The sequence below is a fragment of the Streptomyces altiplanensis genome (assembly GCF_053591575.1).
The window spans coordinates 33510-58412 of record NZ_JBSFUB010000020.1 but is presented as its reverse complement, the minus strand read 5'-3'; the positions used below and the strand labels follow the sequence as shown (position 1 = coordinate 58412).

24 protein-coding genes and 1 pseudogene are annotated in these 24903 nt (G+C 72.0%); 11 read left to right on the top strand and 14 right to left on the bottom strand.

Features of this window, described 5'->3' with window-relative positions; genetic code table 11:
• Position 1 precedes the first annotated feature (1 nt).
• Positions 2-565, top strand: coding sequence for a flavoprotein (locus ACWD0Y_RS12695; RefSeq protein ID WP_450260356.1), 564 nt, complete (start codon positions 2-4; stop codon positions 563-565).
• Between the two features lie 134 nt (positions 566-699).
• On the opposite strand, the gene ACWD0Y_RS12690 is transcribed toward ACWD0Y_RS12695, so the two are convergent.
• The gene (locus ACWD0Y_RS12690) at positions 700-1404 is read right to left on the bottom strand and encodes a response regulator (protein WP_450260355.1); all 705 of its coding nucleotides are present in this window, start codon (positions 1402-1404) and stop codon (positions 700-702) included.
• Positions 1405-1547: 143 nt separating this feature from the next.
• Between ACWD0Y_RS12690 and ACWD0Y_RS12685 the strand changes: the two genes are divergently transcribed.
• From ACWD0Y_RS12685 to ACWD0Y_RS12660, 6 genes are all read left to right on the top strand, one after another.
• On the top strand, positions 1548-2531 hold the full coding sequence (locus ACWD0Y_RS12685; RefSeq protein ID WP_450260354.1) for a Bug family tripartite tricarboxylate transporter substrate binding protein: 984 nt from the start codon (positions 1548-1550) through the stop codon (positions 2529-2531).
• A complete protein-coding gene (locus ACWD0Y_RS12680; protein WP_450260353.1) occupies positions 2528-3058 on the top strand; it encodes a tripartite tricarboxylate transporter TctB family protein in 531 nt (176 codons plus the stop codon). The genes ACWD0Y_RS12685 and ACWD0Y_RS12680 overlap by 4 nt, the downstream gene beginning before the upstream one ends.
• A gap of 3 nt (positions 3059-3061) precedes the next feature.
• The gene (locus ACWD0Y_RS12675; RefSeq protein ID WP_450260352.1) at positions 3062-4561 is read left to right on the top strand and encodes a tripartite tricarboxylate transporter permease; all 1500 of its coding nucleotides are present in this window, start codon (positions 3062-3064) and stop codon (positions 4559-4561) included.
• Positions 4558-5058 (top strand): GNAT family N-acetyltransferase, encoded by a 501-nt coding sequence (locus tag ACWD0Y_RS12670; RefSeq protein ID WP_450260351.1) that lies wholly within the window; start codon positions 4558-4560, stop codon positions 5056-5058. Before ACWD0Y_RS12675 ends, ACWD0Y_RS12670 begins: the two co-directional genes overlap by 4 nt.
• Positions 5059-5218: 160 nt before the next feature.
• Positions 5219-6340, top strand: coding sequence for a methyltransferase domain-containing protein (locus ACWD0Y_RS12665; RefSeq protein WP_450260350.1), 1122 nt, complete (start codon positions 5219-5221; stop codon positions 6338-6340).
• Positions 6337-6993, top strand: coding sequence for a hypothetical protein (locus ACWD0Y_RS12660; protein ID WP_450260349.1), 657 nt, complete (start codon positions 6337-6339; stop codon positions 6991-6993). The genes ACWD0Y_RS12665 and ACWD0Y_RS12660 overlap by 4 nt, the downstream gene beginning before the upstream one ends.
• Positions 6994-7000: 7 nt before the next feature.
• On the opposite strand, the gene ACWD0Y_RS12655 is transcribed toward ACWD0Y_RS12660, so the two are convergent.
• Together ACWD0Y_RS12655 and ACWD0Y_RS12650 are read right to left on the bottom strand one after the other, a co-directional pair.
• Positions 7001-7489, bottom strand: a complete 489-nt coding sequence (locus ACWD0Y_RS12655) for a DUF402 domain-containing protein (RefSeq protein WP_450260348.1) — start codon at positions 7487-7489, stop codon at positions 7001-7003.
• Positions 7470-8393, bottom strand: a complete 924-nt coding sequence (locus tag ACWD0Y_RS12650; protein ID WP_450260347.1) for a GNAT family N-acetyltransferase — start codon at positions 8391-8393, stop codon at positions 7470-7472. The genes ACWD0Y_RS12655 and ACWD0Y_RS12650 overlap by 20 nt, the downstream gene beginning before the upstream one ends.
• Positions 8394-8463: 70 nt before the next feature.
• On the opposite strand from ACWD0Y_RS12650, the gene ACWD0Y_RS12645 reads away from it, so the two are divergent.
• Positions 8464-8838 (top strand): GntR family transcriptional regulator, encoded by a 375-nt coding sequence (locus ACWD0Y_RS12645; RefSeq protein WP_450260346.1) that lies wholly within the window; start codon positions 8464-8466, stop codon positions 8836-8838.
• A 55-nt stretch (positions 8839-8893) separates the two neighbouring features.
• On the opposite strand, the gene ACWD0Y_RS12640 is transcribed toward ACWD0Y_RS12645, so the two are convergent.
• Positions 8894-10003 (bottom strand): DUF5925 domain-containing protein, encoded by a 1110-nt coding sequence (locus tag ACWD0Y_RS12640; RefSeq protein ID WP_450260345.1) that lies wholly within the window; start codon positions 10001-10003, stop codon positions 8894-8896.
• Positions 10004-10143: 140 nt separating this feature from the next.
• On the opposite strand from ACWD0Y_RS12640, the gene ACWD0Y_RS12635 reads away from it, so the two are divergent.
• Positions 10144-11568 (top strand): xylan 1,4-beta-xylosidase, encoded by a 1425-nt coding sequence (locus tag ACWD0Y_RS12635; RefSeq protein WP_450260344.1) that lies wholly within the window; start codon positions 10144-10146, stop codon positions 11566-11568.
• A 28-nt stretch (positions 11569-11596) separates the two neighbouring features.
• On the opposite strand, the gene ACWD0Y_RS12630 is transcribed toward ACWD0Y_RS12635, so the two are convergent.
• The 6 genes from ACWD0Y_RS12630 to ACWD0Y_RS12605 form a co-directional block, all read right to left on the bottom strand.
• Positions 11597-15532: a lipopolysaccharide biosynthesis protein gene (locus ACWD0Y_RS12630; protein WP_450260343.1), complete on the bottom strand. Its 3936-nt coding sequence runs from the start codon at positions 15530-15532 to the stop codon at positions 11597-11599.
• Positions 15525-16301 (bottom strand): polysaccharide deacetylase family protein, encoded by a 777-nt coding sequence (locus ACWD0Y_RS12625; RefSeq protein ID WP_450260384.1) that lies wholly within the window; start codon positions 16299-16301, stop codon positions 15525-15527. Before ACWD0Y_RS12625 ends, ACWD0Y_RS12630 begins: the two co-directional genes overlap by 8 nt.
• Before the next feature lie 20 nt (positions 16302-16321).
• Complete coding sequence (locus ACWD0Y_RS12620; RefSeq protein WP_450260342.1) at positions 16322-17350, bottom strand: glycosyltransferase family 2 protein; 1029 nt, start codon at positions 17348-17350, stop codon at positions 16322-16324.
• On the bottom strand, positions 17347-18165 hold the full coding sequence (locus tag ACWD0Y_RS12615) for a glycosyltransferase family 2 protein (RefSeq protein WP_450260341.1): 819 nt from the start codon (positions 18163-18165) through the stop codon (positions 17347-17349). Before ACWD0Y_RS12615 ends, ACWD0Y_RS12620 begins: the two co-directional genes overlap by 4 nt.
• A 354-nt stretch (positions 18166-18519) precedes the next feature.
• Entirely contained in the window at positions 18520-19629 is a 1110-nt protein-coding gene (locus ACWD0Y_RS12610; RefSeq protein ID WP_450260340.1) for a GNAT family N-acetyltransferase, read from the bottom strand.
• 1 nt (position 19630) lies between these two features.
• Positions 19631-20038: a hypothetical protein gene (locus tag ACWD0Y_RS12605; protein ID WP_450260339.1), complete on the bottom strand. Its 408-nt coding sequence runs from the start codon at positions 20036-20038 to the stop codon at positions 19631-19633.
• Positions 20039-20223: 185 nt separating this feature from the next.
• On the opposite strand from ACWD0Y_RS12605, the gene ACWD0Y_RS12600 reads away from it, so the two are divergent.
• The gene (locus ACWD0Y_RS12600) at positions 20224-21033 is read left to right on the top strand and encodes an SGNH/GDSL hydrolase family protein (RefSeq protein WP_450260338.1); all 810 of its coding nucleotides are present in this window, start codon (positions 20224-20226) and stop codon (positions 21031-21033) included.
• Here ACWD0Y_RS12600 and ACWD0Y_RS12595 read toward each other — a convergent pair.
• Positions 21017-21295 (bottom strand): hypothetical protein, encoded by a 279-nt coding sequence (locus tag ACWD0Y_RS12595; protein WP_450260387.1) that lies wholly within the window; start codon positions 21293-21295, stop codon positions 21017-21019. The two genes, ACWD0Y_RS12600 and ACWD0Y_RS12595, sit on opposite strands and share 17 nt — an antisense overlap.
• A gap of 40 nt (positions 21296-21335) precedes the next feature.
• Positions 21336-21737, bottom strand: a pseudogene (locus ACWD0Y_RS12590) (protein kinase domain-containing protein); the annotation flags it as partial.
• Positions 21738-22047: 310 nt separating this feature from the next.
• On the opposite strand from ACWD0Y_RS12590, the gene ACWD0Y_RS12585 reads away from it, so the two are divergent.
• Positions 22048-22311, top strand: a complete 264-nt coding sequence (locus ACWD0Y_RS12585) for a hypothetical protein (RefSeq protein ID WP_093801570.1) — start codon at positions 22048-22050, stop codon at positions 22309-22311.
• 28 nt (positions 22312-22339) lie between these two features.
• Here the strand turns inward: ACWD0Y_RS12585 and ACWD0Y_RS12580 are convergent, their stop codons facing one another.
• Together ACWD0Y_RS12580 and ACWD0Y_RS12575 are read right to left on the bottom strand one after the other, a co-directional pair.
• Entirely contained in the window at positions 22340-23542 is a 1203-nt protein-coding gene (locus ACWD0Y_RS12580; protein ID WP_450260337.1) for a CaiB/BaiF CoA transferase family protein, read from the bottom strand.
• 128 nt (positions 23543-23670) lie between these two features.
• Positions 23671-24903: a type ISP restriction/modification enzyme gene (locus tag ACWD0Y_RS12575; protein ID WP_450260336.1), complete on the bottom strand. Its 1233-nt coding sequence runs from the start codon at positions 24901-24903 to the stop codon at positions 23671-23673.

Genomic DNA, 24903 nt, shown 5'->3' with positions numbered 1-24903 from the left:
GGTGAGTACGCATACGCGCGGAGTGCTCGGTGTTGTCGGCACGGGGGCCGACGGGGTGGAAAGCCTGCGGACTGGTCTGGTCGAACCCGCTGTCGAACGCGGTTGGCGGGTCGCGGTGACCCTGACACCGACGGCCGGCGAGTGGCTGCGGTCCATCGGGGAGGTCGAGGAACTGGAGAAGCTGACCGGGTTGCCCGTACGGGTCACCCCGCGGCTTCCGGGCGAGGCGCGGCCGCACCCTCCCGTGGACTGCTTCGTCGTCGCCCCGGCGAGCGCGAACACCGTGGCCAAGCTGGCTGCGGGTATCGCGGACAACCAGGCACTCACGCAGGTGGGCGAGGCGATCGGCACCCTGGACCTGCCGGTCGTCGTCTTCCCGCGCGTCAACGCTGCCCACGCCCGCCATCCCGCGTGGCGGCGGCACATCGACACGCTTCGCGAAGCGGATGTCCGGCTGGTGTACGGGCCGGACGTCTGGCCGCTGTACGAGCCGCGCGAGGGAACTGGTGGGCGCGGGCTGCCCTGGGATGCCATTCTCGCTGCCGTCGGCTCATTGGCTCCCTGACGGGCCGCCAAGGGACCTGACGGTCACGGAAGAAGGACCCGGAGACTCTGTCCGGGGCCTTCGTGCTTCCCGGCCACACGGTCACTGCTCCGCGCGCATGACTTCATTGCGAAGTCAGCGATGGTTAAGAACCGTCAGCCGATCCACCGGTAGCGGCGCTCCGGCCGCCCCGTCCCGCCGTACCGCAGCGTCACCTCGGCGCGGCCCGTGTCCGCGAAGAACTCCAGGTAGCGGCGTGCGCTGACGCGGGACAGCGATCCGGACTCGGCGCACTCGGTGGCGGAAAGACCCGAGGGGTGCTCGCGCAAGGTGCGCTCGACCAGCTCCGCCGTGGGCGCCGCGAGGCCCTTCGGCAGCTCGCGCGAGCCCGGCGGGCGGGGACCGAAGATCTGGTCGACGTCCGCCTGGCGCGCCTCGCCCTGCTCGGCGAGTTCGTCGAAGCGGGTACGCACCGACGCCACGTGCCGCAGCTGCTCCTGAAGGGCTGCCCGGTTGAACGGCTTGATCAGATAGTGCAGGGCGCCGGCCCGCAGCGCGGCCCTGATGATCCCGGCATCGCGGGCGGCCGTGATGAACAGCGCGTCCACGGTGTGCCTGTCCTCCGTGCCGGCGGCCCGCTCCTCCGCCGCGCGCAGCTCGCGCAGCACACTGATCCCGTCCATGTCGGGCAGATACACGTCGAGCAGGACCAGATCGGGGCGGAGCCGTTCGGCCGCGCGCAGCGCCTCGGCACCGCTGTGCGCCACTCCGACGACCGTGAAACCGTCCATCGCGGACACGCAGCGGCTGTGCAGCTTCGCGACCATGAAGTCGTCGTCCACCACCAGCACCTTGGTCACCGCGCAAGGCTAGGGCGCGACCACAACGACCACAACGTCCGTTGATTGCGGAAGGGAGACAGCTTGTTAACGTGCGGGCAACATGTGGGCCACTTCACAAATTTCCCTGAATTCCCAGTTCAAACGGACAGGTGGTGGCCCAGGTGCGCGTGCGCACTCCCCTCGCCCTGCTCGGGGCGGCACTGCTGGTACTGGTGGGGCCGCCGCTGCTCACGACAGGCAGCGGCGCCGACACCGGCACGCAGATCCCCGGCCTGCGCTTCATGGTTCCCAATACCCCCGGCGGCGGTTACGACATCACGGCCCGTACGGCCGCGAAGAACGCCGAGGACGCCGGACTCACCCACAACATCGAGGTGTTCAACCTGCCGGGCGCCGGCGGCACCGTCGGTCTCACCCGGCTCGTCGGCGAACACGGCAACGGCAAGCTCGCCATGTCGATGGGGCTCGGTGTCGTCGGCGCCGTACACACCAACAAGTCGCCCAGGACGCTGGGCGACACGACACCGATCGCCCGGCTCACCGAAGAGCAGGACATCGTCGTCGTCGGCAAGAACTCCCCGTACAAGACCATCGACGACCTCGTCGCCGCCTGGAGGAAGAACCCCGCCAAGCTCCCCGTGGGCGGCGGCTCCTCACCCGGCGGGCCCGACCATCTCGCCCCGATGCTGATGGCGAAGGCCGCGGGCATCGAGCCGAAGTCCGTCAACTACATCCCCTTCGACGGTGGCGGCGAGCTCCTCGCCTCCATCCTCGGCAACAAGGTCGCCTTCGGCGTCTCGGGCGTCGGCGAGTACCTCGACCAGATCAAGTCCGGGGAGCTGCGCCTGCTCGCTGTCACGGGCCCCGAGCGGGTCAAGGGCCTCGACGCCCCGACCCTGCGCGAGTCGGGCCTCGACACCGAGTTCACCAACTGGCGCGGCATCGTCGCGCCGCCGGGGCTCACCGACGCCGAGCGCGACAAGCTCGTCGCGCTGATCGAGAAACTGCACGCCTCGCCCGAGTGGCAGGCGTCGATGAAGAAGAACGGCTGGGACGACGCGTTCCTGACCGGGGAGGAGTTCGGCGACTTCCTGGACGAGCAGGACGAGCGCGTGGACTCGGTGCTGAAGGAGCTGGGGCTGTGACGACCGGAACCGAAACCCCCGCGCCCGCCGGCCGCGGCGGATGGCTGCGCGAACACTCCGAACTCGGCGTCGGTGCCCTGCTGTTGCTGCTCGGCGTTCTCGTCCTCACCGACGCCCTCACCATGGACGTCGACATCACCCAGCGCGGCCCCGTCGGACCGAGGACCGTTCCGGTCGTCGTCGGCGTCGCCCTGCTGCTCGTCGCCGTACTCCTCGCCGCCGACGTCCTGCGCGGCGGCCGCGGCGAGGCCGAGGGCGGCGAGGACATCGACCTGAGCGAGCCGAGTGACTGGCGTACGGTCCTGCTCCTCGCCGGGGTCTTCCTCGGCAACGCCGTCCTCATCGGCCCGCTCGGCTTCCCCGTCTCGGGAGCCCTGCTCTTCTGGGGATCGGCGTACGCCCTCGGCAGCCGCCACTACGACCGGGACCCGCTCATCGCGGCCGGTCTCTCCCTCGTCACCTTCTTCGTCTTCAACAACCTGCTCGGAGTCCCGCTCCCCGGTGGCCCCCTGATGGAGGTGCTCTGAGTCATGGACTCCCTCAACTCCCTTATCGACGGCTTCGGTACGGCCCTCACCCCGGTCAACCTGCTCTGGGCCGCGCTGGGCGTCCTGCTCGGCACCGCCATCGGCGTCCTGCCCGGCATCGGACCCGCGATGGCCGTCGCCCTGCTGCTCCCCGTGACGTACGGGCTGGAGCCCACCGGCGCGTTCATCATGTTCGCTGGCATCTACTACGGCGCCATGTTCGGCGGCTCCACGACCTCCATCCTGCTCAACACCCCGGGTGAGAGCGCGGCCGTGGTGGCGGCCATCGAGGGCAACCCGATGGCGAAGGCGGGACGCGGCGCGCAGGCGCTGGCGGCCGCCGCCATCGGCCACTTCGCGGGCGGCATGATCGGCACGGTCCTGCTGGTGGCGCTCGCCCCGACCGTCGCCTCGCTGGCGGTGGACATCGGCGCGCCGGACTACTTCGCGATCATGGTGCTGGCGTTCATCGCCGTGACGTCCGTGCTCGGCTCGTCCCGCATCCGGGGCGCGGCGTCGCTGCTGATCGGTCTGACCATCGGCCTCGTCGGACTGGACCAGATGACCGGCCAGCAGCGCCTCACCTTCGGCTCGCTCCAGCTCGCCGACGGCATCGACGTGGTGATCGTCGCGGTCGGCCTCTTCGCGATCGGCGAGGCGCTGTGGGTCGCCGCGCACCTGCGGCGCACGGCCGCCGAACCCATTCCGGTCGGCCGTCCCTGGCTCGGCGGGGCCGATCTCAGGCGCACCTGGAAGTCCTGGCTGCGCGGCCCCGTCATCGGCTTCCCGTTCGGCGCGATCCCGGCCGGAGGCGCGGAGATCCCGACGTTCCTCTCGTACGTCACCGAGAAGCGGCTCTCCAAGCACAAGGAGCAGTTCGGCAAGGGCGCGATCGAGGGCGTGGCGGGACCGGAGTCGGCGGCCTCGGCCTCCGCCGCCGGCACCCTCGTCTCGATGCTGACGCTCGGCCTGCCGACGACGGCCGTCGCCGCCGTCATGCTGGCCGCCTTCCAGCAGTACGGCATCCAGCCGGGACCGCTCCTCTTCGAGCGCGAACCCGACCTGGTGTGGGGCCTGATCGCCTCGCTCTTCGTCGGCATGGTGCTGCTGCTCCTGCTCAACCTGCCGCTGGCGCCCCTCTGGGCGAAGCTGCTGCGCATCCCGCGCCCGTACCTCTACGCCGGGATCCTCTTCTTCGCGGCGGTCGGAGCGTACGCGGTGGGCGGCGAGGCGCTGGACCTGGTGATCCTGCTGGCCATCGGCCTGATCGGGTTCGGCATGCGACGGTACGGGCTGCCGGTGCTGCCCGCGGTGATCGGCGTCATCCTCGGCCCGGCGGCGGAACAGCAGTTGCGGCGCGCGCTCCAGATCAGCGACGGAAGCGCGACGGGGCTGGTCGACACCCCCTTCTCGGTGACGGTCTACGCCGTGATCGTGATCCTGCTGGCCTGGCCCTGGCTGAAGAAGCTGGTGACGAGCCGTCGCCGTAACGTGTCGGCATGACCGACGACACCGTCCGCCCCGCCACCTCCGCCGACGTACCGGGGGTGAAGGCCGTGACCGACGCGGCCTACCACCACTACATCGAACGGATCGGCGTCGTGCCGGCCCCGATGGAAGCCGATCACGCGGCGAACGTCGCGGCGGGGCGGGTGTTCGTGACGGGCGACCCGGTGCGGGGCGTCCTGGTGCTCGTACCCGAGGCGGACCACCTCTTCCTCGACAGCATCGCGGTCCACCCCGACGCCCACGGGCAGGGGGTGGGCCGCCGCCTGCTGGAGTACGTCGAGGCGCACGCGCTCTCGCTCGGGCTGCCGGAGGTGCGTCTCTACACGAACGCGAAGATGTGGGAGAACCAGAAGCTGTACCCCCGGTTCGGGTACGAGCTGGTGGAGCGGCGGGTGGAGGGCGTGTACGACCGCTTCCACTACCGCAAGCGGCTGCCGGCGCCGACGGGGCAGGAGCCGCCGAGTCCGGACGCCCGGGGCTTCGGCCACTGAGCCGGCCCGCCGGGCGCGGCGCAGGCGTCCTGGCCGGGCGCGGCCGGCTTCCTGGCGCGGGCCGCCCGCCTCGGTCCGGAACTGAACGCTCCGGTATTTGCGGCCCACGCGTCCCGCTGATCGTCAGCGATTGTCGGTGGCGGCTGCGACGATCGGACGCATGAGGACGACCGACTGGGACGCGACCGCGGACTCCTTCGACCAGGAGCCGGACCACGGGCTGCTCGACCCCGCCGTGCGCGGGGCGTGGGCGGCGAGGATGAGGGCGTGGCTGCCGCAGGACGGACCGGCCGAGGTGCTCGACCTCGGTTGCGGTACGGGCAGCCTGTCCCTGCTCGCCGCCGAGCAGGGACACCGGGTGACCGGGATCGACCGCTCGCCGCGGATGGTGGACCTCGCCCGGATCAAGCTGGCGGGAGCGGCAGAGGCCGAGGTCCTCGTCGGGGACGCTTTCCGGCCGCCGGTCGGGGAGCGGAAGTTCGACGTGGTGATGGCCCGTCATGTGCTGTGGCTGCTGCCGGACGCGGGCGCCGCCCTGCGTCACTGGTGCTCGCTGCTGAGGCCCGGCGGGCGGCTGCTGCTGATCGAGGGGGTGTGGGACGGCGTGGGCCTCCCCGCGTGTGAGGTGACCGACGCCCTCGCCCCGCTCGCCCCGCACATCCGGTACGAACGGCTTTCCGCCGACCCGTCCCTGTGGGGCCGCACCGTCGACGACGAGCGTTACGCCGTGGTGGCCCGCCCGGCCCCGCGCCCCCGCCACACCGAAGTGGTCGACGTGCACCTGATCCTCCGCCGGGGCGACGAGGTGCTGCTCGCCCGCCGGGCCGGCACGGGGTACGCGGACGGCCTGCTGAACGGGCCCTCGGGACACGTGGAGGACGGCGAGGACGTCCGCGCGGCGATGATCCGCGAGGCGGAGGAGGAGATCGGCATCACGCTGGCCCCGGACGACCTGCGCGTGGCGCTGGTCATGCAGCACCGCGCGCCGGGCGGCAATCCCAGGACGGGCTGGTTCTTCGAGGCGCGGTACGGCGCCGGCGGCGAGCCGTACAACCGGGAACCGGACAAGTGCTCCGAGCTCGCCTGGCACCCCCTGAGCGCCCTGCCCGCCGACATGGTCGCCTACTGCCGCGCGGGCCTCGACGCGTACCGGGCGGGGGAGCGCTTCGTCGTCCACTGGCACGAGGACGGTGACTCCGTCGCCCACGAAGAGAAGGGCCGGTCGCGAGCGGTTCACCTTCCGGCGACGGGCACACCGGATGTACCGGGAACACCGTCATGAGCAAGCGTGCGCGGGTGCTCGCCGTTCTGCTGCTTTTGCCGGTGCTCGCTGCCTGCGGTACGGAGAAGGCCGGTGCTCCTGCGTCCGCCGAACTTCAGGCGCGGGCCGGGGAGTCGGCCCTGGAGCTGATCTATGTGACCGAGGTGCCCGGGTACGAGCCGGCCGAGCAGTCCGTCGGCGTCATCGGCGACGACGGCTTCTCGGCCGCGTACTTCTCCCCGGGGACCGGCGGACAGATACAGCTGACAGTGGACCGGGGGAGGCTGGACGAGACGAACTGCGCCCCAGTGCCCATGGAGACGAGGACGGAGGCGGGGACGGACACGGGGGCGCGGTCCGGGGCCGGTGAGGGAGGCGAGTGCGAGCGGGACGGCGACCACTGGTACCGCGCCTCGGGCAGCTCGCACGAGTACGCGCGGGCGTACGACGGGCATGTGGTGCGGGTCGGCGCCGATCGGGGCACCGTGGACCGCGAGACCCTGCGGCAGGCCGCCGAGAAGGCGCACCGGGCGGACAACCGGGAGCTGGACGCGGTGCTCCCGGAGAGTCCGGGGAGCGGCGATGGCGTCGGCGCGGACGAGATGCCCGAGCGCGGCGACCTGCCCCCGGTGGGGGACGGCGCCCCCGGCAATGACGTGGGGGCGACCGGCTGAGCCCCCCTCAGTGGCTGAGCGCCTCGGCGAAGCCCGGACCGCGGCGGGCGAGGGCTTCCAGGGCGTCGAGTGCGCGACGGGCCTCGGCCGCCGCCTGCGGATCGCGGTCCGCCAGGCCGCTCGCCTCGAACTCGTCCTCGTCCAGCCGCAGGACGGTGGAGCCGTCCGCCGACAGCCACAGGTCGAGGTCCAGGTCCTCGACCTCCACCCGGCCGTCACTCACCACCGCCGGGCGCGTCACGTCGCAGTACCAGCCCTTCAGCGTGCCGTCCGCCGTCCTGACCTCCTTGACGGCGTACCACCGGTCCCGCCAGTAGTGCTCCGTGAAGACGTCGCCGGGCTCGAACCGTACGAAGCCGAAGTCCCGTACCCCCGGCGCCGCCCACGGCGCCCGCACCACCAGGTGTGTGCCGTCGTCGAAGACCACGGACGCCGGGTAGCGGATCTTCGTACGGCCTGCCTTGACGAGGGCTATCTCAACCGAGCTTGCGGACATGGCGTACCTCCGAGGCGCAGATCTCGTATCCGAACCACTGGTTGACGGCGAGCATCGGACCGTTGTCCGCGTCGTTGCTCGTGTACGCGTCCGTGTAGCCGGCGGCGCGGGCGCGGTGCAGGGAGTCGGTCTTGGCCAGCTTCGCGAAGCCCCGGTTGCGGTGGGCGCGCAGGGTGCCGGTCATGCCGGACCAGTAGCGGGTGCGGCCGTCCGTGTGGACCGCCGTGAACGCCGCGACCTGTCCGTCGGCCACCACGACCGTGGAGAGGCGGTGGTCGAGGAGCGGGTTGTTCCAGGTGTGGTTGATCCAGTCGTCGTAATCGGTGAAGTCCGTGCTGATGTCGCTCGGCTCGTCGGAGGTGGTCTCCGCGTCGGCCTCGAACATCGGCCGCGGGTCGTCCAGGAAGTCCGCGGCGGTACGGAGCTCCACCCCGGCGGGGAGCGGCTGCCGCTGGGGGAGCGGCCCTTGCGCCAGGTCGAGGTGTTGGAAGTGCAGGGAGCGGGTCGGCCGGTAGCCGCGCCTCTCGGCGAACGCGCGCGAGGGGGGTGCGTCCACCACCCAGGCGTAGACCGACGTGGCGCCCTCCGCGTCGAGATGCTCCTCCGCCGCGCGCAGCAGCAGCGACCCCGCGCCCCGGCCGCGGTGGTCGGGGTGGATGTACGGGGTGACGTACGCCTGGCCCGGATCGGCGCTGTCGTACGCGATACCGGCGAAAGCCGTGCCGATGACCTCCCCGTCCCGCTCGGCCACCAGCATGCGCATCTTCTTGTCCGGATGGGCGGTGCTCCGCTCGAAGGCCACGGACTCCGGGGTCACGACCATGAAGGGGACGGCGGCACGGCGCACTCTGACCCAGGCGTCGGTGTCGGCGGGCACGAAGTCGCGAACGGTCAACGTCGTCATGGGAGGCAGGCTATGCGCGGGCCGATCTCCGGTGCCTCTCCTTTTTCCGCGCGTGGGGGACAATCGGACCGTGACTTTGAAGATCGCCATTGACGGGGACGCGGGTATCGCGCCGTACGAGCAACTGCGCGCCCAGATCGCGGAACAGGCCCGCTCCGGTGCGCTGCCGGTGGGCTGCAAACTCCCGACCGTACGCGGCCTCGCGGAAGAACTGGGCCTGGCCGCGAACACCGTCGCGAAGGCGTACCGCGCGCTGGAGAGCGACGGGGTGGTCGAGACGCGGGGGCGGAACGGGACGTTCGTCGCGGCGGCGGGGGATGCGGCTCGCAGGGAGGCGGCGGGGGCGGCGCAGGCGTACGCGGAGCGGGCCCGGCGGCTCGGTCTCAGCCGGGCGGACGCACGGGCGGCGGTCGAGGACGCGCTGCGGGCGGCGTACGAGGCGTAGTGCGGTGCCGTGATGCGGTGCGCGGTGGGGGCGGGGTGGGGGAAACCGCCGGAGGTTACAGGTAAAGGCCCGCCTCCGAGCCCTCGTGCTGCGGCGGGACCGACGCCGGGCCACTGCCGCGGCGCAGCGCGTACAGCTCCGCCAGCGTCGCACCGTCGCGGCCGACGGCTTCCTCCTGGCCGTGGGCCTCCCTGCCGAGCCAGTCCACCGCCTCCGCGCGCGTCAGCGGGCCGACTTCGATGCGCGCCATGCAGCGCCCCGGCCGCACCACCGCCGGATGGAGACGCTCCAGGTCCTCGTTGGTGGTGACGCCGACCAGGACGTTGCGGCCCTGGCCCAGCAGGCCGTCCGTCAGGTTCAGCAGGCGGGAGAGCGCCTGGCCCGCCGTGTGCTTGGCCTCGCCCCTGATCAGCTCGTCGCAGTCCTCCAGCAGGAGCAGCCGCCAGCGCCCCTTCGCCGAGCCGTCGTCCTCGCCGATCGCGATGTCCATCAGATAGCCGACGTCGTTGAAGAGCCGCTCCGGGTCCAGTACGCAGTCGACCTGGCACCAGTCCCGCCACGAGCGGGCCAGTGTGCGCAGCGCGGAGGTCTTGCCCGTACCGGGCGGGCCGTGCAGCAGGAGCAGGCGGCCCGCGATGTCGTCCGGTGTCACCTTCATCAGCCGGTCCATGGCGTCGGCCACCGGCGCCGTGTAGTTGGACCGCACCTCGTCCCACGCGCCGGCGGCGATCTGCCGGGTGGTGCGGTGCGGGCCCCGGCGCGGGGAGACGTACCAGAAGCCCATCGTGACGTTCTCGGGCTGCGGTTCGGGTTCGTCCTGCGCGCCGTCCGTGGCCTGCTTCAGGATCTCCTCCGCGAGATCCGAGGTGACGGCGGTGACGGTGACGTCCGCGCCGCGGGTCCAGCGGGACACCAGCAGCGTCCATCCCTCGCCCTCGGCGAGGGTCGCGCTGCGGTCGTCGTCGCGGGCCGCGCGCAGGATCTTCGCGGACGGCGGGAGGAGGGTGGCGCCGGGTTTGACGCGGTCGATCGACTTGCTGTGGGAGTACGGCTGCTCGCCCGTCGCGAAGCGGCCGAGGAACAGCGCGTCGACGACGTCCGACGGCGAGTCACTGTCGTCGACGTTCAGCCGGATCGGCAGAGCGGCCTCAGGGTGTGCGGACATGGCGCCCATGATCCGGCACGGGACCGCCCCGTGCACCCGGGTTTCACACGTTCATCCGTTCCACGGAGCGGCGTGCCGTTACGTGCCTGTTCCTCTGATACCTGCCGGAATGCCACCCCCCGCCGATACGCTGGCCGGTGATGGGACGCCATGGGTGGGACTCCGGGGCAAGGCGGTGGCGGTTCACCGCGCTGATCGGCGTGGGCGTGGCCGTGATCGCCCTCGTACTGACGATGTGCGCGACTCTTCCCGACGGGAACAGCCGCGGCGGCGACGCCGGCACCACCACCGACGGCGACAAGGTGCACGGCACCCCCGTGGTGCCGTCGGCCGCGCCGGAGTCCGCACTCGGCTGGGGCTTCACGCACACGCAGTACAGCGCCGACGAGGGCACCGCCGCCACCCTGCGCAGAGCCGAGGAGACGCTGTCCGCGACACCCCTGCCCCAGATCCAGCACATCATGGGGTGGGGCGCGGAGAACCCGGAGCCTTCTCCGGGCCGGTACCGGTTCGACGAGCTGGACAGCCGCGTCGACCTGATCCGCAGGACGGGCGGCACCCCGGTCATCACGCTGTGCTGCGCGCCCGACTGGATGAAGGGCGGCAGGGCGGGGGCGGACAACACCGACTGGAGCAAGAGGTCCCTGGAGACCGCGCCGAGCCCCGAGCACTACGAGGACTTCGCGAAGCTCGCCGGCACCGTGGCCAGACGCTACCCCGACGTACGGCACTTCATCGTCTGGAACGAGTTCAAGGGCTTCTTCGACGACGGCCGCAAACGCTGGAACTACGAGGGTTACACCGAGCTCTACAACCTGGTGTACGCCGAGCTGAAGAAGGTCGACGAGGAGAATCTCGTCGGCGGTCCGTACCTCGTCATGGACAGCTCCGAGCCGCGTGACACGACGTACGCCTCCGCTCTCAAGGGCCCCTGGGGCAGCGTCGACCAGCGGGTCCTCGACGCCTACACCTACTGGAACAAGAACAAGAAGGGCGCCGACTTCGTCGTCGTCGACGGCTCCAGCTACACCCGGGACGACGAGTTGCTGCCCGACGAGTTCCGGGCCACGGACAAGCTGACCGCGGTGAGCGAGTGGATCCGCGACCGGTCCGGCGGGCTGCCGGTGTGGTGGGCGGAGTACTACGTCGAGCCGGGCGACGACGACGACGACCGCGACGGCTGGAGCGAACCGCACCGCGTCGCCGTGCACGCCTCGGGGCTGATGGCGATGGCCCGCGGCGGCGCGAGCACGGCCTTCTACTGGAATCCGCAGAACAGGGGCGCGCGGTGCGCCGGTTGTCTGTGGCGCTCCACCCAGCTGGCCGACGGCGGCGGGGCGCTGCCCATGCTGGAGCTGCTGTCGCGGTTCGCGAAGGAGTTCCCGCCGGGCACCCGGTACGACGATGCGGTGCGGGTCGCCGCCGACGACGCATCCGACGTCCGCGTCCTCGCCGACGACGAGACCGTCCTGGTGGTGAACACCCTCGACCGGCCCGTCCAGGCCGAGGTCGACGGGAACTCCTTCGGCATGCGGGGCTACGAGGTGAGGTGGCTGGCGCGCTGAAGCCGCGCCGGCCCGCATCCCTCCGCCCTCACGCCATCGTCAGGAAGCGCTGCACCAGCGAGGCCAGCAGTACGGCCAGCAGCGGCAGCGAGAACCAGAACGTGCTCTGCAGCCACCGCAACTGCCGTACGCCCGGCGCCACCGCCACCCGCACGACCTCCCGCGCCGCCAGCAGCACGATCAGCGTCAGCGCGGCCAGCGCGCCCACCATCGACCACGGCGTCCAGGTGATCTTCGGACCCGGCGGGCCCGGCTGCGGCTTCTCGACCGGGCCGTCGGGCCGCTCGCGCAGCGCGTACATCGACACGTCCGCGTTCGACAGGACCTTTTCGAGCTCGGGCCGCTTGTCGAGATTGGCGGTCAGCCGCTTCTCCCAGGTGTCCGAGTAGCCCGAGTCGAGCCGCAGATAGGTCGACTGGCTCCGGTTGACCATGAGGTACGAGTTCGGGCCCGCCTCCTTGAGCGACTTGACCAGCCCGGCCACCAGCACCGGATCGACGGGGGCGAGCGTCGGCACGTAGGTGACCTTCTCCATGTCCCGTGCGCCCCACGGCATCGCGGGCGTCACGCTGTTCAGGGTGTCGCTGCTCATCCACAGCAACCGCACCGACGGATCGTCGTGCGCGTACACGAACTCCATCGCCGCGACCTCGCCGCTCCTGGTCCGCTCGAAGGACTCGTTGCCCCAGCGGGAGACCAGGAAGCCGCCCATCAGGAGCAGCCCCGTCAGCAGCGCGGCGAGCGGCGCGAGACTCCGCCGGTCCGCCTCCCGCTCGGCGGTGGTGGCACCGGCCCGCGGGAAGAGCGCGAGCCCGGCCAGCAGGGCCGCGCCCGGCAGCGCGAACATGAAGACGCGCAGGGCCATTTCACCGCCGTACGACTGCATGCCGAAGCCCAGGAACGGCACGAACGCCAGCACCAGGAGCGAGCGCTCGCCGTAGCCGGCGAAGCGCCGCCGCCACCAGCCCCAGCACGCCAGGGCCATCACACCGCCGGCCATCGCGACCCGGACGTACAGCACCAGCTTGTGCGTCGAACTCCCGCCCTCGATACGGCCGGAGACGGACGACGTCACATTGTTGCCGAGGCCGCCGACGCCGCCGAACAGCTCGTCGAAGTGCCCCGACCAGTACGGCTCGGCGAAGAAGCCGATCCAGACCGCGACCATGACGGCGAACAGCACCGGCAGCCCGCGCAGCGTCGAGCGGCCCGCCACCACCAGGACGGCGAGCACTCCGAGCATCACGAACGGCGTGAGCTGGTGGGCCGGGACGGTGGCGGCGAAGAGCCCGATCAGCACCAGCAGCAGCACCGCCTTCTCGCGCCGCCCGGCCGGCCTGACCTCGGCCTCGCCGGGGCGCCGCCCGGCCCACAGCACCCGTGGCTCGCGGAACCAGACGAGCAGCACCGCCACGAAGGCGAGGTACATCCCGTAGGTGAAGCCCTGCGGCGAGAAGTAGTCCTGGCCGACCCAGCCGCTCAGGACGAAGATCCAGACCCCCGCCCACCTGGCCCGCCAGCTCGCCCGCATCGAGCGCGTCAGCAGGAACAGCGGCGGCAGGTGGAGCAGTTGCATGGCCAGGGGCCACCACCGGATCACCGGTGACATGTCGGAGACTCCGCACGCCTCGGCGACGAAGGTGGCCAGGGCGAAGAAGCCGGGCCAGCTCCAGCGCGCGTCGAGGTCGGGCACCGCCGTGCCGGTCCGGTCGATGTAGTCCATGAAGCCCAGGTGCTGCCACGCCGTCGGGAACCGCGGCTCGGCCTCCAGCACGGCGGGCAGCGCGTGCAGCGAAACCACCGTGGCGAGCAGTGCCACCGTCAGCAGTACGGTCCGTGGCCGGTCCAGCCACAGCAGCGAGGCGAAGGACAGCGCGAGCAGTCCCGCGCCGAGCAGGGTCGCCTGCGGAAGGACGGAGATCAGCCCGAGGCCGCCGATGCGCTCCAGGTCGTCCTCGCCGATGCCCCGCGCGGGCAGCCAGTACAGGGCGAGCGCGGCCAGGAGCAGCAGCCCCACGCCCAGTTCGGGGGCGCGGAGGCGGAGCAGGGCGCGCAGCGGGGTGCGGTGGGGCGCGGGCGGCGCGTCGTGCGCCGGTGCGGCCGTCGCCCCGGCCCCCTCGCCCGCCGTGCGCTCCCCCCGCACCGCGGGCTTCTCGCTCGCCTCGGGAGAGGGTGCGGGAGCCGGTACGGACGGGGCGGAGCGGGGTGACGGAATCGCCCCGGGCAGCGGGGGCAGCGGGGGCAGCGGTGACCTGAGCGCCCATGTCGGCCGGTGGCCGCCGCTCTCGTCGGCCCCGCCCGCCCTGCCCGCTCTGCCGTCCGCGTCGGCCGCGCCGCTTCCGCCGCTCCCGCCGTTCACCGGCGCGGGCGTGCCGGCGGCCGGAGTCTCCGGTCCCGGCCGCACATCGGGCCTGCGCTCCGGGTGGTCGAAGTCCAGCCGTGCCCCGAGAGGCATCGTGGGCGGACCGAGCGCCGAGCGCAGTGCCCGGCGCGCTCCGGACTCGCCGCCGGACGGCCTTTCCCCGTCCGTACGGTCACCGCCGGGGGAGCCGGCCGCGTCGCCGCCGGCCTCCGGGCCACCGTCGGGAGTCACCGCGTTCGCCTCCGTGACCCCGGCCGCGGCGGGCGGCGCCGACCGCACCACCCGGTACAGCATCACGCCCGCGACCGAGGCCACGACCGCCAGGCTGGAGATCTCCGCGACACCCGCCCCCACGAGCCCCATGCGCGGCAGCAGCAGCAGCGTCAGGCCGAGCACCAGGACGCACAGCCCGCCCTGGAGGTAGGCGAGCCCCGAGGTGCGGCTCTGGGCGCGCAGGACCGCGAAGTACACCTCTATGACGACGCGCAGCAGCGCGCCGACGGCGAACCAGCGCAGCAGCGGGGTCGCGGCGTCCGCGTAGCCCTCGCCGAACACGCCCAGGATGTAGGGGGCGCCGAAGAACAGGACGGCCGCGACCGGCAGCATGATGCGCGCCATGCGGCGCAGCGCGGCCCGGCAGTTCTGGGCGAGGGTGGACGGGTCGTGCGCGCCTTCCACGGTCAGCGAGGCGCCCATGTTGATCGCGAGCAGGTTGACCGTGCCGCCGATGGTCGTGGTGATGTAGAAGTACGCGTTGTCCTCGGAACCGACCTGCGAGGCGACGATCACCGGCACCGCGTAGACGACGGCCAGCGAGAACAGCGAACCGGTGTAGTCACCGGCCAGGAAACGTCCCATCTGCCGCAGCGTCGGCGGCTGCGCCGTGGCCTCGGTGGCCCTCACATGGCGCGGCACCAGGCGCCGGAAGACCAGCCAGCCCAGCGGGATCACGGACACGGCGATCGCCGCGACCCACGAGACGAAGACGCCCGCGGTCGGGACGGAGGCCGCGATCAGGATCAGCAGCACCAGCTTGACGGCGGAGAAGACGGTGTTGCCGACGGGCACCCACAGAGCGCTGCGCAGGCCCGTCAGCACCCCGTCCTGGAGCGTGAGCAACGACCAGGCGACGACGGCCAGTACGAACCCGAGGCCGTTCAGCGGGCCGTGCAGGAAGCTGTACGAAGGGCCCCACAGGCCGAGCGTGGCCAGGAAGGCCAGGGCCGCGCCCGCGACCACCACGGAGCTGCCCGCGTACGTCTGGAGGACCAGCCGCCCGGTCCTGCGCCCCGCCACCGGGATGAAGCGCGCCAGCGCCCCGGTGAGCGTCAGCGCGGTCAGGCCGGCCAGCAGCTTCATCGCGGCGATGGCCGCCGAACCCTGGCCGACCGCGGACTCCGAGTAGTACCGGGCCGCGGCCAGCCAGAAACCCAGGCCGAGCAGTGCGCTGATCCCCGTGTTGAGCATCAGCGCGTAAGCGTTGCGGAAGAGCGGATTCCCATCGCCCTTCCCCGGCAGGCGCAGACGGCGCCCGGGTGGCGGCCGGTTCTCCGTCGCCGGGCTCCCGGCGCTCCCGGCCTGGGCGGTGGTCGTGTCAGACACGGATTCTGCTTACCTTCCGGCCGGCCGCCCGGGCCCTGCGGACCATGGCGTATCCCTTGGTGAGGATCCGGTCCCCGGCGAAGCCACGGGCGATCGACCGTCCCTCCACCAGCCGCTCGAACTCCTCGATACCGGTACTGCGCTGTACGGTCACCCGCTCCAGGGCGTAAGGCCCCTGGCGCCGCTCGGCGAGCGCGTTGCCCACGGCGAGCGACTGCGCGAACCCGGCCTCGCGCACCGTACGGCGCACGCGCCGGCTGGAGTAGCCGTACGGATAGGCGAAGGAGACGGGCCGGGTGCCCACCTCCTCCGTGACGATCTCCCGGCAGCGCCGCGTCTCGGACCACAGCTCCTCGTCCGTGAGCTGGTCCATCTGCGGGTGGGTGTGGCTGTGGCCGCCGATCTCGGTTCCGGCGGCCGCGAGGTCCCGCACCTGGTCCCAGTCCAGCATGGTGTCGAGAGGCGGTCCCCCGTCGGCGTACGGGCCGCGCAGCCAGCCCGTCGAGACGAACAGGGTGGCCGCGAAACCGTGCCGGGCCAGGACGGGGAGGGCGTGCCGGTGCACGCCCTCGTAACCGTCGTCGAAGGTGATCAGCACCGGCCGCCCCGGCAGCGTGCCGCCGCCCCGCCAGGCCGCGCCCAGCTGCGCCGTGGTGAGCGGGGTGAAACCGCGCGCGTCGAGCAGTTCCATCTGCTCGGCGAACGCCTCGGGGGAGACCGAGAGGCCGTACGTCGCCTTCGCGGGCCGGTGCCCCACCGCGTGGTACATCAGGATCGGTACCGGCCCGTTCACCCTGTCCCACCTCGCGCATGCGGTCTTCCGGAGGCCGGGAGGGTCACGGAGGGCGCGCCCGGCACCGAGAACGAGCTTCCGTTCCTGCGGGCCCGGACGCTCCCGAGCACATACCCGCCCGCCGCAGCCGCCACTCCCGCCACGATGGCCCCGGCCCGGCCCGCGCCGCCCGGCCGCCCGAGGGCCGCGTCGCGCAGCCCCCGGGCGACACCGGCGGGCAGTACCCGTGTCGTGTAGCGGCGCTCGGACTCAAGTCCCTTTCCCGCGCCCACACTCCGCGCCACGAGCGCCTTCGACAGCCCCTCGGCGTAGGTCCGCGTACGGAAGTAGCCGAAGCGCTCCCGGGCGGCCGGAACCTTGTGGTGGATCACCGAGCGGTCGTCGATCAGCAGCACCGCGTCCGGCATGGCCCGGGTGAGCCTGATGCACAGCTCCGTCTCCTCGCAGCCCAGCGGCCGCTTGTCGCCGTCCCTGCCGATGCCGGTGGCGAAGCCGCCCGCCACGTCGAACGCCGACTTGCGGAAGGAGGCGTTCCCGCCGAGGACGTTGCGGACCCGCACCCGCCCGGGCGGCAGACCCCTGTACGTACAGCCGACGACCCAGTCGAACTCCTCGGGGAACCAGTCCGGCCTGCGGCCGGACGCCCAGGCGGGCAGGGTCCGGCCCCCGACGGCCATCACGCGCGGATCGTCGTACCCCTCGGCGAAGTGCAGCAGCCAGTCGCGCTCGGCCACGGCGTCGTCGTCGAGGAAGGCGACGATCTCGCCGCGGGCCGCGGCGATGCCGGTGTTGCGGCCCGCGGAGAGGCCGCGGGGGCCCGCGTTGGCGAGCACCCGCACCTCCTCCGGGGCGTTCCCGTACTCCTTGCCGAGCCGCTCCAGCAGCGCCGGGTTGTGGTCGACGACCAGCAGCGTCTCGGCGGCGGGCCGCGACTGGCGGCGCACCGAGCCGACCGCCGCGAGGATGTCCTCCCAGCGGTCCTCGGTGTACACGCAGATCACCACCGAGACGTCCAGGTGGCTCAAGACACCTCCCCCCGGCTGGCGCCGGGCGCGAAGGCCGGCGGGCGACGGCGTCCGGTGCGCCGCTTCCCCTGCTCCTTCAGGATCACTCTGAGGACGCGGAGCCCGTCCCGCACGGCGCTGAGGTTGCTCATGCCGTGGATGCGGACGTACTCGTGGCTGGGGATCTCCTGCACCCGCAGGCCGGCCTTGACGACCCGGATGTTCATCAGGGTCTCGACCTCGAAGCCGGTGCAGTCCAGGTCGATCTTGTCGAGGCAGTGGCGCCAGAAGGCGTTGTAGCCGTAGCACAGGTCCGTGTAGCGGGCGCCGAACTTGGCGTTGACCACGGCGCACAGCACCCGGTTCCCGAGCTTGCGGACCGGCGTCATGTCGTCCGTGCCGCCGCCGTTGGCGAAGCGCGAGCCCTTGGCGAAGTCGGCCCCCGAGACGAGCGCCGAGACGTAGCTGACGATCTCGTGGCCGTCGGCCGAGCCGTCCGCGTCGACCATCACGATGATCTCGCCGGTGCTGGCGGCGAATCCGCTGATCAGTGCGTCGCCTTTGCCTTTTCCGCGCTGCTTGACGACCTTGATCCCCGGCCAGAGATCACGGGCCACCTGAACGGTGTCGTCGGTCGAATTCCCGTCGACCAGGATCACTTCGTGGATCCAGTCGGGGAGTGTCTTGAAGACGTACGGCAGATTCTCCGCCTCATTCATGGCGGGGATCACGACGCTCACGGGCGGCGCTATCGCGAGATGCGAAGAGATGGGCCGGTAGATTTTGGATATGAGTGGATCTTGCCCCTCGATCGCAGGGCGGAGGAATGAGCTCATGAGTCTTTTCCCTCTCCACCGGTGGACCGCCCGCCCCCGGGCGGTCCGGATGAGTTTCCGGTTCGAAAGGGGGGTTCTCACCCGGCCCATGACGGCATGTCGCTCCGTACCGGACGAGCGAGTCGGTACTGCTGGTCGCGCGGCCCGCGACTCGGCACAGTTGTGGTCACCGAGCACGGCACCCCCCTACCGCGCTCCGCTCCGGTCCCCATCGCGACGCTCGAGCCCTCCCCTAGAGCCGCTCTGCATGATGGACCGATGCGGGTGGATGTACGACGGTATTGATGATGGGAACTGTAGGGCAAGACCGGGATCCCGGCCCTGCTTTTTGTGTTTTCGGCCACACTATGACGGTCACATACGGAACCGTCCCGATCGGAATTCGCCGATCCGTTTGAGTAGCCTGTCCGCGGGTTCGAACAGTTCCGGCCGTTCGACCACGGTATTGCGCAACGCCCGGGCCGGAGCGCGGTGCGCCCAGTGCCCGATTGCGATGGGGTGACGACGCATCACCCAGCCCTCGGAGACCGTTATCTCGCGGGTCTTGAGGGAATCCTTGTACTGTTTCTGGCCGCGCCCGAGGTCGATGTACGCGATGCCTTCCGCGGCGGCGGCTTCGGCGATACGCAGGTGCATCAGCAGACCGGGCGAGAATTTCGCGAACTCCGGATCGTAGGCCGGGAACCAGCAGCTGATGATCCTCTCCGAACGCGGACCGAAATGCGCGGCGATCGGCCGGCCGTCCGCGTAGAGCACCGAGAGCAGTCCGCTGAAGGAGTCCGTCCGGGTGTGGAACAGGTGTTCCACGAGCCCGGTGATCCAGGGCTGGGTGAAGCGGTCGCTGCGTCCGGTCCTGCGGTACTGCGCGGACTTCCAGCGCATCAGCGTGCGCAGTACCGCCGGATCGCGCTCGTCGTGCACGTACCTCAGCTCGTCGACCGTACGCAGCAGTCTGCGCTCCTTGAGGAGGGTCGACTTGAGGAACTTCGGCGAGTTCTTCCGCAGGTACGCGAGATACGCCTCGTAACCGTCCTGGACGTCGATCACGGGTGAGGCGAACGCGCCCGTGGCACCGGCCTCGAACGGCTCCTGCCCCTGCACCAGATGGTCGAACTCCCACAGGGCGAGCCCGCACGCCCGCAGCAGCTCCCGCGCGTCCCACGCGAAGCCGGGTCCGTGCACCAGGCCCTGGCTGTCGGAGACCCCGAGGCCGACGGCCCGGCCGACGCCGGCGGCGGATCTCTGGTGCGGGAAGAAGGCCGCGGGCTCACCGCCTTCGCGTACGACGGCTATGCGCACCCCGCGCCGGTACCGGCCGACGGCCAGGGCGAACTCCGGGGAGAGGAAGGGGTTCGCCAGCTCCGGCGAACCGTGGAGGTGGGCCTTGGACTGGAGTGCGGTCCAGGCCGCCCGGTCGGCGGCGCTGAGCTCGCCGGGGCGGTACACGCCGATGTCGAGGTCCATGTCAGGAGGTCCGCCTTCTCGCCGTGGGGCCGCCGGGGCGCCGTACCCGTGCCCGGGCCAGTGCCAGGAGGAAGAGCAGGGCGCTGATCGCGGCGATCGCCGCGACCCCGCCCCTGATCGACCAGATGCGCGTGGCCAGCATCGTCTGGGCGACCAGCAGGTTGAGCGCCACCGCTCCCGCCGCCGATGCCACCAGGCGGCCCAGTGGTTCAAGGCCCCGGAGTCCCGCGGCCACGGCGCAGGCCGGTGCCACGATCAGGAAGAAGAGAGTGAACGGCGCGCGAAGCGGCGATGCCAGGTCGGCGAGCGCCAGGACGGCGCCGACCGCCGATACGGCGAGCGCCGCGCCCGCGAGAACGGGCAGCGAGTCCGTGACAACAGTTGATGGCTCGTTACCGATGGCCTGCATTGGCGACTTCGCCCCCCGACGCGCCGGATGCCGGGCTTCAATGTCGCTCAGTCCACTCGGACGCGTCAAGGACGCGAAGAGATCGTGCGGAAGATCCTCCGCCAAAGTTCTTGGCATGGACACTTCCGGTGAAGTGGGGGGACTGCTAGGAAAGTTGAGGCGGAAATCCTGCTAAGGGAGGTTCCATGAAACTGTCCCGAATCGCGGCGTTCTCATCCTCACTGCTGCTCGCCGCCGCGCTCGCCCTCACCGGGGCGGGCGCGGCGCACGCGGCCGAACAGGCCGAATCCCCGGACTATGTGGCTCTCGGCGACTCCTACTCCTCGGGTGTCGGGGCCGGCAGCTACGACAGCGCCAGCGGCGCCTGCAAGCGCAGCACGCGCGCCTATCCGGCCCTGTGGGCGGCGTCCCATTCACCCTCGACGTTCGCGTTCACCGCTTGCTCGGGCGCTCGTACGGGTGATGTGACAGCCGGTCAGCTCGGACCGCTCAACGCCTCGACCGACCTCGTCTCCCTCACCGTCGGCGGCAACGACGCCGGCTTCGCGGACGTCATGACGACGTGCGTACTCCAGTCCGAGTCCACCTGCCTGGCCCGGATCGCCGAGGCGCGCGCCTACGTCGACACCACCCTGCCCGGCAGGCTCGACTCCGTGTACTCGGCGATCCGGGCGAAGGCCACCGCGGCGCACGTCGTCGTGCTCGGCTACCCCCGCTTCTACAAGCTCAGCGGCAGCTGCATCGCCGGGCTCACCGAGAGGGAACGTGCCGCGATCAACGGCGCCTCCGACCACCTCAACGCCGCCACCGCCAAGCGCGCGGCGGACCACGGCTACACCTTCGCGCAGGTGACCGAGGCCTTCACCGGCCACGAGATCTGCTCGTCGGCGCCGTGGCTGCACAGCGTGAAGTGGTCCAACATCGGAGAGTCCTACCACCCCACCGCGGCAGGCCAGTCGGGCGGCTACCTGCCGGTCTTCACCTCCGCTGCCTGACCTGCTTATCCGCCGTCCCGCCGGCCGGGCAGGAGGCTCCGTCCGTCGGGGCCGGGGTCTCCTGCCCGCAGGTCACCGGGAACGGCACGGTGTCCGAAGCGATCCGGACCGGGTCCCTGACCTCCACACCGATCTCGCCGTGGAGGGCCCCGTCCTCCTCGTACGTCAGCTCGGTGTGGCCCACCCGCTTCGACTTCTCCTCGTCCGCGCCGAAACTCAGCGTCGTCCAGCCGGGACCGGACGACTCGCCGCTCCGGGTCACCCACCGGTAGGCGACCTCGGCCGGGACGCGGCCGACCGTGAACGTCGCGGTGCAGTACGCCCGCCGCGTGCGCCGCGCGCAGGGCTGCCAGGACCTCGGCGCCGATCCGGGCGGCCCGCTGCGGCGGAAGCGGTCCGTCCGCGCCCAGTACGTCGGAGAGCGACAGCCCGCGCACCAGCTCCGTCACGATCCACGGGCGGCCCTCCTCGGCCGCCACGTCGTACAGGGTGATCATGTTGCGGTGCGCGACGCGGGCGGCCGCCCACGCCTCGCGCTCCAGCCGTGCGTACAGCCGCTGCACGTCGGTGGAGCCGAGCCAGGACGGCGCCCTGACCTCCTTGACCGCGACCTCGCGGCCCAGGGCGTCGTCGCGGGCTCGCCGTACGACGCCCATGCCGCCCTCGCCCAGCAGTGCCGGCAGGCGGTAGCGCCCCGCGACCACCCGCTGCTCGTTGTCCGGCTGTCCACTCCCCGGCCGGCCTCCTGCCCGCAGGAGAGCGGCATCACGGCAGAAACACTCCAAGCTAGCTCAACTCAAGCCATATGCAGCCCTCTTGGGCCTCAATCCGCCCGTTCGAGGGGTCGCAGTGCGTAAACTGTCCAACTCGCCCTGGAATCAGATGTATTCGGAGAGTGACCGTCAACACCCGTACTGCGGTGGTGAATCACATGGGCGGGATACATGTGTGTCCGGACGGGGGGATAGGGTTAACCTGCCCGGGCCGGGTGCCCTCGTACGGGTGGGGAGTGACATGGAACAGATAACGGTGCGCAGCAGGCCTCGAGTGCCTGCGATCACATGCGGGAGCAGCGCGACGAGCTCGCGCCTCGACCGCCATCTCGCGGTGCTCGGCGGACCAGCCGTACCGCACGGTGAAACGGCCGAGGCGACCCTGTTGATGCGCGAGCTCACGTCACGTGATGTCGCGCACTCGCGGACGGGCAGGGGCGCGCGCGTCTCGCTCTTCGCCCCGCTGCGGCGGCTGCGTCGCTCGCTCTTCGGCAGCCGCCACTGACACGGGCGGACCGGAGTCGCGGACGCGCTCAGGCGACCACACCGTCCCGGCGCAGCGCTGACACCTGCACGTCCGTCATCCCCAGGCCGTGCAGCAGCGTGTCGGTGTGTTCGCCGAGCGCGGGAACCGGACCCATCAGCGGGTCCGCCCCGCCCGGCATCGTGATCGGCGGCAGCATCGCCCGCAGCGGTCCCGCCGGTGAACCGATCTCCCGCCAGCGGCCGCGCGCCGCCAACTGCGGATGCGCCGCCACGTCGGCCACCGTGTTCAGCCGGGCACAGGCGATCCCGGCCGCGTCCAGCGCCGCGATCGCCTCCGGCGCACTCATCGCTCCCAGCGCCTGCGCGACCACCGCGTCCGTCTTGGCCCGGTTGTCCGTACGGGCGGTGTTCGTGGCGAAGGCGGGATCGTCCGCCAGCTCCGGCCGCCGGAGCACCTGCCCGGCCAGGCGCCGCCACTCCCGGTCGTTCTGCACCGACAGCAGCACCTGGCCGCCGTCCGCCGTCGGGTAGGCGTCGTACGGCGAGATGACGGCGTGCGCGACCCCGGTGCGTGCCGGTGCCTCGCCCCCGTGCATCCCGTGGTGCAGCGGATGCCCCATCCACTCGCCGAGCGCCTCCAGCATCGAGACCTCGACCGGTCCGCCGAGCCCGGTCGTTCCGCGTCGCAGCAGCGCGGCCAGGACCCCGGAGAACGCGTACATCGCCGCCGCGATGTCGGCCGCCGGAATCCCCGCCTTGACGGGCTGCTCGGGCGTGCCGGTGACGGACACGAGCCCCGCCTCGCACTGGACGAGCATGTCGTACGCCCGCTTGCCGGCGTACGGCCCGTCGGCGCCGTACCCGGAGATGTCGACGGCGACCAGGCGCGGGTGCGCGGCGCACAGGGTCGCGGCGTCCAGGCCGAGCCTCGCCGCCGCGCCGTTCGCGAGGTTCTGCACGAACACATCGGCTCCGGCGACGAGCCGACGCACCACGTCCAGACCGCGCGGGTCCTTCAGGTCCACGGCGAGGGACTCCTTGCCGCGGTTGCACCACACGAAGTGTGAGGCGAGGCCCCGCGCGGCGGTGTCGTAGCCGCGGGCGAAGTCGCCGCCGTCCGGGCGCTCGATCTTGATGACGCGGGCGCCGAGATCGGCGAGCTGGCGGGTGGCGAAGGGCGCCGACACGGCTTGCTCGACGGCGACGACGGTGATGCCGTCCAGGGGGAGGGGCTGGGGCTGAGTGCTCATGACAGCACTGACTATCGTGTACGTAACACCTTTGTCACTCGGACACGTTGGCGGAAAACCCGCCGGTGGCGGCGCGCGAACCGGCCGACTCGTACAACAGGGAGACAGCGGGTGCCCGCCGCGCAGTCCTAGAGCAGCGCGAACTGGCCCTCCGGGCCCTCCTCCTGGTGGTCCAGGACCGACGCCGGGCGGCGCGCCGCATCCGGCACCGGCAGCACCCCCGCCTCCGTCAGCTCGGCACGGGTGATCTGCTTCCCCTCCCGTAATTCCTCCCGGCCCGCGTCCAGCCCGGCCAGCAGGGCCAGGACCGTGATGAGCTCAAGGAGCTCCGACGTCCACTCCTGGGGCCACGCCGACGGGCGGATCGCCTCCAGCGTGCCCGGCCCGCCCCGCGCCGTACGCCGTTCGAACCACAGCTCCAGCACCCGCATCCCGCCCGCCCGGAACTCCCAGGCGGCGGCCGGTACGGGCGAGACGCGGCCCTCTCCGATGTGGAGCGCTTCCGCCTCGGCGTCGTACCGCAGTGCGGAGGGCCACGCCGGAACGGCCGCCCGTACGTACGGGCGGCGCCCGCCGGGCAGCTTCGGGCGCTCCCCGCCCCGGGCGCCCCGCAGCTGCACCGCCGTCATCCGGCGGCCCAGCTCCACGCCCGCCGCCCAGACGTCCGGATCCGCGGGCAGCGCCACCACCGCGCCCGGCGGTGACGCCTCCGCGCGGGCGACGGCCCACGCCAGTACTTCCTCCGCCGCGACCTCGTGTCCGTAACGGCCGCTCAGCAGCGGCAGCAGTCCCGGCGCCAGGTTCGGTTCGCGTCCGCCGGGGCGGCGGTGCAGCGGGCGGATGCGGCCGGGGCGGCCCACTGGGGAGCGGCCGGCCGGGAGCAGGGCGCTGACCAGCAGCGCGGGCCCGGCCGCCGCCCCGGGCGCGTACCCCTGCTCGACGGCGAAGAGCTGGTCCGACCCGTCGGCCACCCGCCACAGCTCCGGCCGGGCGGCGTCGATCAGCCGGTGGTCCGGGATCAGCCACTGCTCGTCGAAGGGGCCGTGGAGGACCCGGACCGGCTCCGGGCAGGGGCCGCTCTCCCGTGCGAGGCGGCCCGTTCCGGTGGACTGGCCGGGCAGTGCCGCGACCGAAGTGCGTGTCGTACGCGCCCGGGTGGGCCCGAACAGCTCCTCGCGCTCGGCGCCGCGGGCCCGCACCAGAGCGTCCCAGCGGGCCCGCAGCGTACGCCTGTCCGGCGCGAGCACCCAGTCGCGGCCCAGCCGCGGGGGCGCCACCGACCAGGGCATCAGTTCGCCGAGCAGCGGGGCCCGCGGGTCCGGTGGGGTCTCGGGCCGCGTCGCCGCCCTGCGGGCAATCAT

Coding starts and splice junctions, on each gene's coding strand:
- ACWD0Y_RS12675 (WP_450260352.1), top strand. CDS start 3,062: ATGGACTCCCTCAACTCCCTTATCGACGGCTTCGGTACGGCCCTCACC.
- ACWD0Y_RS12670 (WP_450260351.1), top strand. CDS start 4,558: ATGACCGACGACACCGTCCGCCCCGCCACCTCCGCCGACGTACCGGGG.
- ACWD0Y_RS12665 (WP_450260350.1), top strand. CDS start 5,219: ATGAGGACGACCGACTGGGACGCGACCGCGGACTCCTTCGACCAGGAG.
- ACWD0Y_RS12660 (WP_450260349.1), top strand. CDS start 6,337: ATGAGCAAGCGTGCGCGGGTGCTCGCCGTTCTGCTGCTTTTGCCGGTG.
- ACWD0Y_RS12655 (WP_450260348.1), bottom strand. CDS start 7,489: ATGTCCGCAAGCTCGGTTGAGATAGCCCTCGTCAAGGCAGGCCGTACG.
- ACWD0Y_RS12650 (WP_450260347.1), bottom strand. CDS start 8,393: ATGACGACGTTGACCGTTCGCGACTTCGTGCCCGCCGACACCGACGCC.
- ACWD0Y_RS12640 (WP_450260345.1), bottom strand. CDS start 10,003: ATGTCCGCACACCCTGAGGCCGCTCTGCCGATCCGGCTGAACGTCGAC.
- ACWD0Y_RS12635 (WP_450260344.1), top strand. CDS start 10,144: ATGGGACGCCATGGGTGGGACTCCGGGGCAAGGCGGTGGCGGTTCACC.
- ACWD0Y_RS12625 (WP_450260384.1), bottom strand. CDS start 16,301: ATGTACCACGCGGTGGGGCACCGGCCCGCGAAGGCGACGTACGGCCTC.
- ACWD0Y_RS12615 (WP_450260341.1), bottom strand. CDS start 18,165: ATGAGCTCATTCCTCCGCCCTGCGATCGAGGGGCAAGATCCACTCATA.
- ACWD0Y_RS12610 (WP_450260340.1), bottom strand. CDS start 19,629: ATGGACCTCGACATCGGCGTGTACCGCCCCGGCGAGCTCAGCGCCGCC.
- ACWD0Y_RS12605 (WP_450260339.1), bottom strand. CDS start 20,038: ATGCAGGCCATCGGTAACGAGCCATCAACTGTTGTCACGGACTCGCTG.
- ACWD0Y_RS12600 (WP_450260338.1), top strand. CDS start 20,224: ATGAAACTGTCCCGAATCGCGGCGTTCTCATCCTCACTGCTGCTCGCC.
- ACWD0Y_RS12585 (WP_093801570.1), top strand. CDS start 22,048: ATGGAACAGATAACGGTGCGCAGCAGGCCTCGAGTGCCTGCGATCACA.
- ACWD0Y_RS12580 (WP_450260337.1), bottom strand. CDS start 23,542: ATGAGCACTCAGCCCCAGCCCCTCCCCCTGGACGGCATCACCGTCGTC.
- ACWD0Y_RS12575 (WP_450260336.1), bottom strand. CDS start 24,903: ATGATTGCCCGCAGGGCGGCGACGCGGCCCGAGACCCCACCGGACCCG.